The 13223-nt window shown below is 66.6% G+C and carries 11 protein-coding genes; 3 read left to right on the top strand and 8 right to left on the bottom strand.

Going from position 1 to position 13223, the window contains the following annotated elements; translation table 11 throughout:
• Positions 1-69 precede the first annotated feature (69 nt).
• Entirely contained in the window at positions 70-1338 is a 1269-nt protein-coding gene (locus FHP25_RS06935; RefSeq protein WP_147846192.1) for a rhamnan synthesis F family protein, read from the top strand.
• 44 nt (positions 1339-1382) lie between these two features.
• Here FHP25_RS06935 and FHP25_RS06930 read toward each other — a convergent pair whose 3' ends face one another.
• Positions 1383-2564, bottom strand: coding sequence for a CaiB/BaiF CoA transferase family protein (locus FHP25_RS06930; protein WP_147846191.1), 1182 nt, complete (start codon positions 2562-2564; stop codon positions 1383-1385).
• 2 nt (positions 2565-2566) lie between these two features.
• A complete protein-coding gene (locus tag FHP25_RS06925; protein ID WP_147846190.1) occupies positions 2567-3355 on the bottom strand; it encodes an enoyl-CoA hydratase in 789 nt (262 codons plus the stop codon).
• Between the two features lie 155 nt (positions 3356-3510).
• On the opposite strand from FHP25_RS06925, the gene FHP25_RS06920 reads away from it, so the two are divergent.
• Positions 3511-4551, top strand: coding sequence for an isopenicillin N synthase family dioxygenase (locus FHP25_RS06920; protein ID WP_147846189.1), 1041 nt, complete (start codon positions 3511-3513; stop codon positions 4549-4551).
• Between the two features lie 396 nt (positions 4552-4947).
• On the opposite strand, the gene FHP25_RS06915 is transcribed toward FHP25_RS06920, so the two are convergent.
• Both FHP25_RS06915 and FHP25_RS06910 read right to left on the bottom strand, forming a co-directional pair.
• Positions 4948-5733: an alpha/beta fold hydrolase gene (locus FHP25_RS06915; RefSeq protein ID WP_147846188.1), complete on the bottom strand. Its 786-nt coding sequence runs from the start codon at positions 5731-5733 to the stop codon at positions 4948-4950.
• Complete coding sequence (locus tag FHP25_RS06910; RefSeq protein WP_147846187.1) at positions 5730-6998, bottom strand: LLM class flavin-dependent oxidoreductase; 1269 nt, start codon at positions 6996-6998, stop codon at positions 5730-5732. The genes FHP25_RS06915 and FHP25_RS06910 overlap by 4 nt, the downstream gene beginning before the upstream one ends.
• 122 nt (positions 6999-7120) lie before the next feature.
• On the opposite strand from FHP25_RS06910, the gene FHP25_RS06905 reads away from it, so the two are divergent.
• Positions 7121-8137, top strand: a complete 1017-nt coding sequence (locus FHP25_RS06905) for an AraC family transcriptional regulator (protein WP_147846186.1) — start codon at positions 7121-7123, stop codon at positions 8135-8137.
• Here the strand turns inward: FHP25_RS06905 and FHP25_RS06900 are convergent.
• The 4 genes from FHP25_RS06900 to FHP25_RS06885 all read right to left on the bottom strand — a co-directional run bounded on the left by FHP25_RS06900 (position 8121) and on the right by FHP25_RS06885 (position 13139).
• Positions 8121-9332 (bottom strand): ABC transporter substrate-binding protein, encoded by a 1212-nt coding sequence (locus tag FHP25_RS06900; protein WP_147846185.1) that lies wholly within the window; start codon positions 9330-9332, stop codon positions 8121-8123. The genes FHP25_RS06905 and FHP25_RS06900 overlap by 17 nt on opposite strands.
• A gap of 113 nt (positions 9333-9445) precedes the next feature.
• Positions 9446-10435, bottom strand: a complete 990-nt coding sequence (locus FHP25_RS06895; protein WP_147846184.1) for an FAD binding domain-containing protein — start codon at positions 10433-10435, stop codon at positions 9446-9448.
• Complete coding sequence (locus FHP25_RS06890; protein ID WP_178133348.1) at positions 10432-12702, bottom strand: xanthine dehydrogenase family protein molybdopterin-binding subunit; 2271 nt, start codon at positions 12700-12702, stop codon at positions 10432-10434. The genes FHP25_RS06895 and FHP25_RS06890 overlap by 4 nt, the downstream gene beginning before the upstream one ends.
• Entirely contained in the window at positions 12699-13139 is a 441-nt protein-coding gene (locus FHP25_RS06885; protein ID WP_231712228.1) for a (2Fe-2S)-binding protein, read from the bottom strand. The genes FHP25_RS06890 and FHP25_RS06885 overlap by 4 nt, the downstream gene beginning before the upstream one ends.
• Positions 13140-13223 lie beyond the last annotated feature (84 nt).

Here is a 13223-nt window from a genome sequence, read left to right as displayed (position 1 = left end):
TTGGCGAACTATTTTCCTATCGGATACGATAGTATTATACTATAGATAAAAAGAAACTGGAAACTACTGATGCGCCGCGTTCATAGATTTCTGTCCGATATTGGCGACAAACTCATGTATCACGCCTTTTGCATGAGCATCAAGGCGAGGCAATTTCCAGCTATTCTACGTGAGAAGAGGCCATCCTTTTTAGCTGATGAAGTACTGTCTGAACCCATCAGCGATAGCTATGCCATTGTCGTGCGATACGCAGGATTCAGCCTCGGCGACAACTATCTGGGCCTGCTGGCCTCGCTCCGCGATGCCGGCGTCAACACGATCATCGTCTGCAACGGCCAACCAAGCGCCGCCGATCAAGCTCGCTTGAAGCCCTATGCTCACCGCATCCTAGTGCGCGCCAATGTCGGCCGCGACATGGGCGCCTATCGTGCCGCAACGCTCTACCTGAACGATCGGGGCCTGCGCGCTGGTAGGATGCTGTATTTCAACGACAGTGTTCTCTACCTCACGGGACCGAGCCTTGGCGATCTGATCACGCGGCTTCTCAACAATCGATACGATGTGGTTGGGGCATTCGAGAACCACCAATTCGACTACCACATCGGATCGTACGTGTTCGCCGTGTCGGGAACGGTCTTTCATGACCCCCGACTGCAGCGGTTCTGGCGCCGCTATCGTCCCTACGATCTGCGCACGCACGCCATCAACAAGGGGGAAATCCCCCTCTCACAGCAATTCAGGCGCGGCGGCTACAGCATCGATGTGGTCTACTCCGCGGAGAGGCTGGCGCAGCGGCTGTATGCAATGGATCTCGTCAGCTTGGTGGGCCTTGTGCAGTACATGCGCCCCGCGTTTCGCATGCACCCTCTCGACGATCTGGTGGCGCGCCCACTCACGGCCCGCCGCCTGGCCAAGGCGATCGCCGATCATGACGAGAGTCGCGATAGTGTCGATAGCGCCGCATCCGGACCGCCGACGATCAGCAGCTATGCCGTGCGTAGAGAAGCTCTGCGCAACGCACCCCGGTCAACCGAAGCGGCACGGGTCGTAACCGAGACCCTGGCACGCCATGCGCTGATCGACCGGTTGATGATGGAGATCACCCAGAGCAGTCAGATACACTTCGGTTTTGGCCTATACCATCGGGTCCTGGACTGCCCACTGGTGAAGAAGGACTTGCTGGCGCGCGCCATCTATCTTGAGCACGACTGCAGCCTGATCCTCGACCGACTGCCTGACGACACACGAGCACCGATCATGCGTGAGTTGGTGAGCCGGGGACGCCCTCTCGATGTGCGGGGGATGCGTCGCTTCTTGTTGAATCACGGGTTGGTTTGAAGATTCCGTTCGGCCACCGCTGGGGCTCGTCGGCCAGGCTAGCCTCACACCGCGCCGCTGGCGCGCAGAGCCTCGATGGCGGCCTGATCGTAGCCCAGGCCGCGCAGCACCTCGTCGGTGTGCTGGCCCAGATCCGGCGTCGGCTGCAGCTCGGCCGGCTGCGGCGCGGCGCTCATGTTGATGGGCTGACCGACCACCTTGATATCGCCGAGCTTGGGATGGCGCACCGGGCGCGCGATGCCCAGGTGCTGCACCTGCGGCTCGGCGAAGGTCTGGTCGATGGTGTTGATCGGCCCGCACGGCACGCCGGCCTTGTTCAGCGCTGCGATCCAGTGCGCGCTGGGCCTGGTGCGGGTGATCTCGCCGATGCGCTCGTTGAGCGCCTTGCGGTTGCGCGAGCGCAGCTGGCCGGTGGCATGGTCGGGATGCGCCAGCAGCTCGGGCGCGCCGATCGCCTCGCAGAAGCGCTTCCACAGGCCATCGCCCGAAGCGGCGATGTTGATATGGCCGTCGGCGGTGGGGAAGACGCCGGTGGGTATCCCCGTCGGGTGATCGTTGCCGGCCTGCTTCGCCACCTCGCCGTCGATCAGCCAGCGCGCGGCCTGGAAATCGAGCATAAAGATCTGCGCCTCGATCAGCGAGGTGTGCACCCACTGCCCGACCCCGGTCTGCTCGCGCTGCAGCATGGCCAGCAGGATGGCCTGCGCCAGCAGCAGGCCCGACGTCAGGTCGGCAATGGGAATGCCGACCCGCATCGGCCCCTGCCCCGGCGCGCCGGTGATCGACATCAGGCCGCCCATGCCCTGGGCGATCTGGTCGACGCCCGGCCGCGTGGCGTCAGGACCGGTCTGGCCGAAGCCGGCGATGCTGCCGTACACGATGCGCGGGTTGACGGCCCTCACCGCCTCGTAGTCCACGCCCAGCCGATACTTGACGTCGGAGCGGTAGTTCTCGACCACGACGTCCGCCTGGCCGGCGAGCTTCATGAAGACGGCGCGTCCTTCCGGGCTCTTCAGGTTGATGGTCATGCTGCGCTTGTTGCGATGCAGGTTCTGGAAATCGAAGCCATGGCGCCGGCTGCCGGTGGCGTCAGCCACCTCCGGGCCGGGCTGCTCGATCTTGATCACCTGCGCGCCCCAGTCGGCGAGCTGGCGCACCGCGGTCGGGCCGGCGCGATGCGCCGTCAGGTCGAGCACCAGGATATGGGCCAACGGCAATGCGGTCATGGTCATTTCCCCTGGAACACCGGTTTGCGCTTTTCCATGAAGGCACGGCGGCCCTCGACATAGTCCTGGCTGTCGAAGCAGGCCTGGGTCATGCGCTCCAGCCGCGCATGGTCGCGCTGCTGATCGGGTTTGGCGAGCTCGCGCGCCGCCGCCTTGGCGAGCGCAATGGTGAGGGGCGCGTTCTGGGCGATCTGCCCGGTCGCCTCGGCCACGACCGCGTCCAGCTCGGCATCGCCGGCGACGCGATGGACCAGCCCGATATCGAGCGCCTCGGCTGACGAATACTGGCGCGCCGTGAACAGCATCTCCATGGCGCGTGGCAGGCCGATGATCGTGGCCAGGCGCTCGATGCGCATCAGGCCGTAGCCCAGCCCCAGCCGCGCCGCCGGCACACCGAAGCGCGCCCCTTCATTGCAGAAGCGCAGGTCGCAGCAAGCCGCCAGGTTCATGCCGCCGCCGATGCAGTAACCGGTGATCTTGGCGATGGTCGGCTTGGGAAAATCGTACAGCGCCTCGTAGCCACGGCCGGAGATCGCGTTGTAGCGCTCCTGCGCCTCGGCATTGGCACGCTCGCTTTCGAACTTCGAGATGTCGGCGCCGGAGACGAACGCCTTGCCGCCGGCGCCGCTGACTACGACGCAGCGCACCGCGCCGTCAGCCGCGAAGTCGCCCAGGATCGCCAGCAGCCGGTCCCACATGTCGAGCGACACGGCGTTCAGCTTGGCCGGGTTGTTGAACACGACGTGGCCGACTGCGCCGTCGCGTCTTGCATAGATCTTCTCGTCCTGCATGCGCCGCTCTCCTCTGCGCGGCACTATAGCCGTCCGGCAGCGAAACGACAGCCACGGGAAGCCTTGCGAATCCACCCGGACTGGCGTTGCCGAAGCGTACTAAGGTACTTTCCAGCCGACCGAGCCCCAGGCCTGATTGTTGCACGGAAATCACCATGTCCCATCAAGCCCACGTTCCCACCTCTGCTCATGGCCGCTCCGGCGTCAGCGATGAGATACCCATCATCGACGTCTCGGATGTGCTGGCCGGTGATCCGGCCGCGCTTGCCGACTGCGCCGCGCAGCTGCGGCATGCCTACGAGGATGTCGGCTTCTGGTTCCTGACAGGGCATCGCGTGCCGCAGCCGCTGGTCGACCGGGTGTTCACCGAAGCCGCGCGCTTCCACGCCCAGCCGCTCGAGGAAAAGCTGAAGCTCAAGATCAACGAGCACAATATCGGCTACCTGCCGATGAAAGCCGCGACCACGCGCCATTCCGACGTCAGCACCAACAACCGCCCCAACCTCAACGAGGCCTACTTCGTCAAGCGCGACCTGCCAGCCAATCATCCCGACGTGCGTGCCAACAAGCGCTTCCGCGGCGTCAACCTGTGGCCGGCGGCTTTGCCGGGCTTCCGCGAGACGATCGTCGCCTATTGCGATGCCATGGAAGCGCTGGCGCTGGGCATTCTGCCGATCTACGCCACCGCACTCGACCTGCCGGCGGACTATTTCTCAGCGGCGTTCGCCGACCCGCAGTACACGCTGCGCATGTCGCACTATCCCTACACGCCCAGCCTGGCGCAGAACGAATACGGCCTGGCGCCGCACGCCGATACCTCGTTCATGACCCTGCTGGCGCAGAACAAGATCCCCGGCCTGTCGCTGCGTACCGCTTCCGGTCGATGGATCGACGCGCCGGCGATCGCGGGTGCCTTCCTGGTCAACAGCGGCCAGATGTTGAACCGCTGGAGCAACGGCCGTTTCCGAGCCACGCCGCACCGGGTCGTCAACAGATCAGGCGGCGATCGCTATGCGATTCCCTTCTTCTTCGATTGCGCCATCGAGCACGAGATGACGTGCCTGCCGTCCTGCACCGGCCCCGACAACCCGCCCAGGTTCGAGCCGACGACCTATTTGAAATTCATGGAATGGTACCAGAGCCAGAACTACGACCACATCCGCAACGCCGAAGGCGTGCGACTGCAAGCCAACTGAGTCTACTACCGGCTATCGGTTGAAGGTGAGTCGTGACTGTCATCCCGAGCGCAGCAGGGGTATCCGGGGAAACCTCCCTTCTCCCCGCGCAGGCCAGGGCATTCGCATATGCTGCCGTTTACCCCTCTCCCCGCAGCAGCGGGGAGAGGGAGGGGCCCATCGCGTAGCGATGGGAAGGTGAGGGGTACGAGCGATCAGTCCCCATTTTTGCTGCATGGCTCGATCGTTCCTACCCCTCACCTTCCCATGCCTTCGGCATGGGCCCCTTCCTCTCCCCGCTGCCGCGGGGCGAGGAGACGGCGCCGGTGCTCCTATGTGCGAATGCCCTGCCGCGCAGGCGGGGAGAAGGGAAGGCGCTCGCGATGACGGTGCATCAGCGGCGAGCGATTCCAGATCCTACGCCAGGAAAGCGGCCACCTTGTCCAGGACGGTGCGGCAGTCGGGGAAGTGCGGCGTGTGGCCGGCGCCGGCGATCATCTCGATCCGGGCGGAGGCGATCGCCCCGGCAAAGTCCCGGGCGTAGACCGACGGCACCAGCCTGTCCTCGGCACCCCACACGACCAGCGTCGGGGCCTTGATCCGGCGCAGGCGCTGCGACAGGCCGCGTTCCGGGATCGGCCACAGGAAGTGCGTAATGCTGGCCATCGACGTGGTGCGCCGCAGGGTCTGCGTGATCCTCTGCTCCGGATCGTCGGGCAAGGCCAGCCGGGCACGCACGGCGTCGCTGTTTGGATCGCCCAGCAGCAGGGCCGCCTGCTTGTCGGACGGCACGAGGAGATAGTCCGCCACCGGCGCATCGTCGCGCCACAAGCCCAGCGCATCGATCAGTACCAGCCGCCGCACGCGGTCGGGACGGGCGGCGGCGATCTCGGCCGCCACCATGCCGCCGAACGAATGGCCGACCAGATCAATCCGGTCGAGACCCAGCGCATCGAGGACATCGTCGTAGTAGAGGATGAGGTCGTGCATGCCGCTGATGCCGCGCAAGTCGTCCGGCTCGTCGGCGCCGGCATGGGCCGGCGCATGGACACGGCGCGTCGCCGACAGGCCATCGAGCAGGCCGTCCCATTCCTGGCCCAGCAGGCCATGGAGATAGACCAGCGGCGGCCCCTCGCCCTTGACCAGCACCGGGTTGGGCTGAAAGCCGGCGGCGACATCGATGGTGTGAACAGACGCGGTCATGGCGCCATCTCCGCGGTTGCCGTGGTCTTCGTCGGTGCACGGTGGCGCGTCGCGCCCTGCGGCCACCAGTGATCCTGGTAGCCCTCGCGGTCCCAGATCCCGCGGATCTTGGGCAGCACATCGTCGGCGAACAGGCGCATGCTGTATTCCGTGAGCTCGCGATCCATCGACTGGATCTGCAGCACGACCATCAGGTGGCCGATGCGCAGGTTGCGGATCGCCGCCTCGAGCTGCTCTGCCACCGTCGCCGGGCTGCCGCCGATCACCATGCGGGTCGTCTCGGTGAAGTCCTTCCACGAGGCCGTGCGCGGATCGCCGATCAGGTTCTTGTAGGCGCCGCGGGCTGCACCCTGGCGCAGGGCAAGCTCGACACTCTTCTTGGTCATGAAGCCAGGCACGGCGGCCTGGTGCATCGGCACATGCAGCGCCTTGGCGTAGAAGTTCCGGATGTGCTTCAGGTAGAGCTTCTCGGCCTCCGTGTCCGTGGCGCCCACGACCACCAGCTGCGCGAAACCCGCGCGATAGGGGTTGTCGTCCAGGCCCGCCTTCTCGATCTGGTCCCAGTAGCTGTCCATCATCCCCTTGGCGGACTGATGCCCGTTGAAGCTCAGGTAGCTGTAGGTGTAGTCGTTGTCGGTCGCGAACTTCCAGGTCTCCACCGAGCCGCCGCCAGCAAGCCACACCGGCGGATGCGGCTTCTGCAGCGGCTGCGGCCAGGGATTGACGTAGCGCAGCTTGGTGAACTCGCCGTTGAACGGAAACGGCCCTGGCCGCGTCCACGCCTGCATGATGAGGTCATGCGCCTCGTAGTAGCGCGGCCGAATCTGGGTCGGCGGCACGCCGTAGTTGCCGATCGAGTCAGGCGGCGAGCCGACCGGGAAGCCCGCCACCAGCCGGCCGCCGCTGAGGCAGTCGATCATGGCGAACTCCTCGGCGACGCGGATCGGCGGGTTGTACAGCGGCAGCGTGTTGCCCAGCACCACGATCGCCGCATCCGACGGGTGTCGCGCCAGGATCGACGCGACGAGATTGGGTGAATTGCAGAAGCCGTAGCCGTTCTGATGATGCTCGTTCACACCCAGGCCATCGAAGCCCAGTTCATCGGCGAGCTCGAGCTCCTCCACATTCCAGCGCATGTACTGGCTGACCTTCGCCGGATCGCACAGCTCGCTGTTGGGCGGGGTGATCCAGATGCTCTCGTATCGGCTCGAGAAGTCGTCCGGCAGATCGCGATAGCCCTGCATGTGGAAGAAGATCGTCTTCATCGGCTGCCCTCGGCTGCATGGCCTGCGCACAGGCAGCGGGACTGTAGTCAGGTCGCGCTCCGGGCCGTTGACGATCACCGCCAATCATTTGACAGAACGCGCCACGGCGATACCATGATCCGATGGAGCTGATCGCGCAGGCCGCGACCGTACGGCAATTCCTCGCCTATCTCGATCATGTCGGCGTTGATGAGCGCGCTCTGAAAGTGGGCGGCCTCGATCCGGCCTTGCGCGCCTCTTCGGCGCCGATGGCGGTCTCGGCGCGGCTGATCCTCGACCTCATGGAAGCCGCCGCGATCGCGATGCGGCAGCCCGACATCGGTGTCCGCTTCGCCGAGTGGCTCGATCCGCGCAGCGTCAGCCCGCTCAGCCTGCTGGGCGCCCATTGCGCCACGTTCGCCGAGCGCTTCCGGCTGGCGCAGCGCTATGTGCACACCCATAACAACGCGCGCTCGTTCGAACGCCGGTACGAGGGCGACGACGTCGCGCTGATCTGCGGCATGCACCCGTCGCTGCGACCCTACGCGCGGCAATACACCGAGACCATCGTCGGCAAGAGCATCAAGAACGTGCGCGCCATGCTGGGCGCCGGCTGGAACCCGGTGCGCATCGAGCTCGCCCACGCGCCACCGCCGTCGATCGTGGTTCACAGGCGCCTCTTCCGGTGTCCGATCCACTACCGGGCCGACCGAGACGCGATCCTGATGAGTCGCGCTGACTTCAACCGCCGGCTGCCCAATGGCGACATGCAGATCGTCGTGTTCCTCGAAAAGCACCTGGCCGGACAGGAGGCGCAGTGGCCTACCGACCTGCGCAGCCAGGTGGAGAACCTGATCGCCGCCCAGCTGGCCGGCGGCGGCGCCTCGTTGGAGCGTATTGCCGCGCTGCTCGCCACGTCGCCGCGCACCCTGCAGCGACGGCTGGCCGAACAGGGCACCGACTTCGGCGAGATCCTGGCGTTCGTACGGATGCAGGTCGTGAAGGACCACCTGTCCCAGCAACCACCGCCGTCGCTGGGCCGGCTGTGCCATCTGCTGGGCTACTCCGAGCCCAGCGCCGCCAGCCGCTTCATCAAGACACAGTTCGGCCGGTCGGCACGGTCGATGATCGGGGCTCCCAGCCCTACTTCGGGCTGCTGATAAGCTGGCCGAACAGCTCCCAGTTCTTGCCGTTGAACTTCGCCAGCTGGACCTGCCTGATGGGCGAGAAGTCCGCCGGCGTGGTGTTCAGGCGAATGCCCGGCAACAGCAGCGGAACCCGTACATCCTTCAGGCTGGCGGCCTGGCGCATGATGTTGGCGCGCGTCAGGTCATCACCGCTCTGCTCCAGGACATGGACCAACGATGCCGACACCGCGGCGGCATAGACGTTGAAGGAGTCAATCTTGCTGCCGTTCGGATAGTACTTGTCCATGAAGGCGCGCCAGGCATTCATCTCGGGATCGTTGTCCCACGCCGGGTCCGACGGATCCTTCAGGTACTGCGCCGTGATGATCCCAACCGACTTCTCGAAGCCCGCCGGCCGCAAGGTCGCCTGCACGGAGGCGGCCGTGTTGATCAGGAACTGAACCGGCTTCCAGCCGAGATCGCTTGCCTTGCGGATCGCCTGGGCAGCGAATTTCGGGCTGGCGGCGTTGAAGAAGACGTTGGCGCCGGTGCCTGCCAGCATGATGACCTGGGAGTCGATCGTGCCGTCGGTCGACTCGTACGTCACGTCGCCGACGACGATCGTCTTCGCCCTGTCGCCCAGGCCGTGCTTGAAGCCGGCGACGAACTCCTTGCCGGCATCGTCGTTCTGGCTCAGCAGCGCCACCTTGGGGTTGGGCACGTTCTCCAGCACGTAGCGGCCATAGATCGCGCCCTCGATGAAATAGGACGGCACCCAGCCGATCGTCCACGGGAAGCGCTGCGGGTCGGCCCATTTGTGAAGTCCGCTGGCGACAAACACATGCGGCACCTTCTTCGCGTTGTTGTATTTATGGATCGCGACGCTGGTGGCGGTGCCGAGGTTACTGAACAGCATCAACACCTGCTCCTGCTCGACCAGGCGGCGCACCTGCTCGACCGTCTTGGGCGGGCTGTAGCCGTCGTCGAGGCTGAGGAAATTGATCTTGCGCCGGCGCACGCCGCCCTTGTCGTTGATCATCTTGAAGTAGGCGGACATGGCCGTTCCGACTGTGCCGAAGGCCGAGGCCGGACCCGAATAGGGACCGGTGTTGCCGATCTTGATCTCGCTGTCGCTGGCGCCGGGATCGTATTTCTTCTGTGCCAAGGCCGGCGTTGCCACCGTCATGCTTGCGGCCACCAGAGCCGCGGTGGCTACACGAAACATCATCTGTTTTCCTCCCCCTGGCGTAGCGTCTGCCCGCTCCTCTTAACGGGCGCTCCGAGGGCGAGATTTGACATTTCCCGCCAAACATTTGACGGAATGCGCCAGAGGGCGAACGACTACACGCCGATGGCCCGGGTCAAGGTGCGCGCGACCAGGGTCCGCAGGACGTCGATGCGCGCCGTGCCGTCCAGCGGGCGTGCGCCACGGACGGCCATGGCGGCGACGTCAGCCGGCATGACCTCCGCTGCCGGATGCCCGGTCACCAGACTCTCGGCTTCCAGGCAGCGTACCGGCCGCAGCGCGGCACCCCCCAGAACGATGCGGCAGTCGCGCACCATCCCGGCGGTCACGGCAACGGACACGGCCACCGACGCGGTGGCGAAGTCATTGGCACCACGCACGGTGAACTTGTCAAACGCCTGCCCCGAAAACACGCCGGGTATGATCCGGACGGCCGCAACGATCTCGTCGGGCGCGACAGCGGCTTCGGTCCTGGGATTGCGCTCGGCGCCGGCATAGACCTCGTCCATGCAGACCATTCGCAATCCCGACGGGCTGGCGATCTCCAGCGTCGCATCGAGCGCCACCAGGACCGGCGCCACGTCCGACGGATGCACCGCACAGCATGGTCCGGTCGCGAACACGGCCCGCGGCAGGCGCTCATCGCCGTCGGCGGCCGGACAACCGTGCCCGCCTTTCTTGAAGCAGTCGATCAGGGGATGCCGGAAGTAGAGGCACCGCGGCCGCTGCAGCAGGTTGCCTGCGAGGGTCGTGACATTGCGCAACTGGGGCGACGCGATGCGGCCTATGGCTTCGGCCAACACCGGCGCTGCTGCCTGCACCTCGGCATGTGCCGCCAGGTCGACCAGTGTCGCCATCGCCCCCAGCCGCAGCGTGGCGCCGGACCGGGATACGCCCGCCATGCCCGCGGTGCCGAGATTGACCAGCACAGCCGGGGCCGGCTGGAGCGCGCCGGCCACGCCCTCCTTGAGCAGATCGAGCAGATCGCCGCCTGCCGCGATCGGCCGCGCCGCAGGACCATGCTCGGTCAGCAGCCTCACGGCATGTGCCGCCGACTGCGCGTCGATCAGCCGGAACGGCATCATGCCCGGCTCCTGCCGGCCAGAGCGGCCAGCACCTTGTCGGGTGTGATGGGATAGCTGCGGATGCGCACGCCGCAGGCGTTGAAGATGGCATTGGCAATCGCGGCACCGGCGGCGATCAACGGCGGCTCGCCGATGCCTTTCACGCCCAGGCTGTTGGAAATATCCGGCACCGACCCGTCGACAAAGCGGATGGAGGCCGGCGTGTCCGCGACTCCCGGCATCCGATAGGCCCACATGGTGGCGTTCAGCAAATGTCCACCCCGCGGGTCCGTCACCCGCTCCTCGAACAGCGCCATGCCCATCCCCTGCAGGAAGCCACCCTGGACCTGGCTCTCGGCCAGCAGCGGGTTGACCACGCGGCCGGCATCGTGCGCGCACACGGCGCGCAGGACACGCACGCGGCCGGTCCGCCGGTCGACCTCGACCTCGACGAAATGGGCGCCGAACATGGCCTGGAACACGCCGTCGGGCGCCGCCTCACGGCTGCGGGTCGCGCTCAGCACGCCGCCGGCCGCGGCGGCGATGACACCGAAAGTGACGGCCACGCCCGGATCGTCGCGCCGTGCGACGGCGGCGCCACGCTGCATCACGTGAGCGGCTTCCGTCTGCAACAGGCGAGCGCCCCGCTCCATCAGCAACGCGCGCAAGGCCTGTGCCGCCGCCCGCACTGCCGGGCCGACCACCGTCGTGGTGCGGCTGTGGTTTGTCGAGTCGATCGAGCGCGGCGTCGCGTGCGTGTCGCCGAAACGCGTGTGCAGGAGATCCACCGGCACCTCGAACGCCTCGGCCGCGATCTGCGCGAAGACGGTATCGGCACCGCAGCCGATTTCCGTCAACCCGACGCAAACCTCGATCCGTCCGTCACCGTGCGCGGCGACGGTGGCCTGGCTGTCCTCGTAGAGCGTTCCGTCATAGGCGACGGCGCCCATGCCGATGCCGCGAGCCAGGACGCTGTCGTCCGCATCCTGCGGCGGTCGCCAGTTCCAGCCGAACGCCGCGGCCCCGCGATCGTAGCAGGCCCGCAGGCCGTTGCCGGCATATGGCAGGCGCGTGAACGGCTCGATGTCGGCGATGTTGCGCCGGTGAAAGTCCAGCGGGTCCATCGCCAGCGCGTGGGCCATCTCGTCGATGGCCTGCTCCAGGCAGAAAATGTCCTCAGCCGCGGTCGGACCGCGGAACGGGATCGGCGCCTGCGTGTTGGTCAGCACACGCCGGATTTCCGCCCTCACATTCGGACAGCCGTGCAGGCGCAGTCCGTTGGCGGCGCCAGCGGCATTGCGCGCGAACAGCGCCGACGGGCCGGCCTGGCCCGACACGCGCTGGGCAATGAACGTCAGGCGGCCGGCACTTGTCGCGCCCAGCCAGATGGTCCGCTCCGTCGGCGCGCGGTGGTGGCTGGCGATGAATTCGTCGCGCCGCTCCGTGAACAGGCGGATCGGGCGCCCCACCAGGCGTGCCAGCTGGGCGGCGATCACATGATAGGGCTTGAGGGTGATCTTGCTGCCGAAGCCGCCGCCGACATGCTCACTGATCACGCGCACGCGCTTCAGGGGCAGCTCGAACACGGCGGCCAGCCGCTCGCGGATCGCATGGCAACCCTGGCTCGAATCCCACATGATCAGCGTCCCGGCATCCCAGGCGGCGACGCAACCATGCGGCTCCAGCACGTTGTGATGCTGCGCCTCGGTCGCATAGCAGGCCTCGACGACGACATCCGACGCCGCGATGCCGCCCTCGAGATCGCCGGCGGACAGGACATCGCCGCCACCCACGATGTTGCCGTCGGCAGCAAGCCGGGGCGCGTCCGGCGCCAGCGCTGCCGCCATCGTCAGGACGGCTGGCTGCGGCGCATAGTCGAACTGCACCAGGCGCGCCGCCAGGCGCGCGGCGACGGGCGTTTCCGCCACCACGGCACCGATCTCCTCGCCGACGAACCGGACCTCGGCATCGATGACCGGGCGTGGCCGGAAGCTCGGACCGAGGCTATAGGCTGTTCCCGGGGGCAGCGGGAAATCGAACGGACCGGCGATGTGGATCACCCCCGGGACTGTCATGGCGGCGGCGGCATCGACGCCCAGGACACGGCCTCGCGGAATGGCCGCCCGCAGGACCACGGCATGCGCCATGCCGGGCAGCGCGACGTCGGAGGCAAAGCAGGTCCGACCGGTGACCTTGTCCGTGGCCGAGGCGCGCGTGACACGGCGTCCCACGACGCGCAATGCCCCCTGCGGCCACGGATCGAGGGACGGCGATGGATCGGTGATCATGGCGCGGCCCGTCCCCGGCAGGAAAGCACGGCATCGATGATGTGCGGATACGCGCCGCATCGGCACAGATTGCCGGAGATCGCACGCACGACATCGTCCCGGTCGGCCATGCCGCTGCCCGCGCCCATGATGGCCATCAGCATCCCGGGCGTGCAGAAGCCGCATTGCAACGCGTCGTGCTCGATGAAGGCCGCCTGCAGCGGGTGCAATGTCATCCCGTCAGCCAGCGCTTCGACGGTGCGTACCGGACGGTCACCCACCTGCGCGGCGAGCAGATGGCACGAGAAGACGGGGCGACCATCGAGCAGAACCGTGCAGGCACCGCATGCCGCCTGGTTGCACGCGACCTTGGTCCCGGTCAGGGCCAGCATGTCACGCAAGACCACCGCCAGCGTCGTGTTGTCCGGGATGTCGACGTCATGCGCCTGCCCGTTCACGCATAGCCGGCGACGGTGGTTCCCATGATGCCGAGATGAGTCGATCACGCGTCGTGCCTCTCTGTCAGCGCCCTGTTGCGCCGA

The organism is Vineibacter terrae, assembly GCF_008039615.1.
Classification (GTDB): Bacteria; Pseudomonadota; Alphaproteobacteria; order Reyranellales; family Reyranellaceae; genus Vineibacter; species Vineibacter terrae.
Note: the sequence above shows the minus strand (reverse complement) of the source record. Positions and strands in the feature narration are given on the sequence as shown.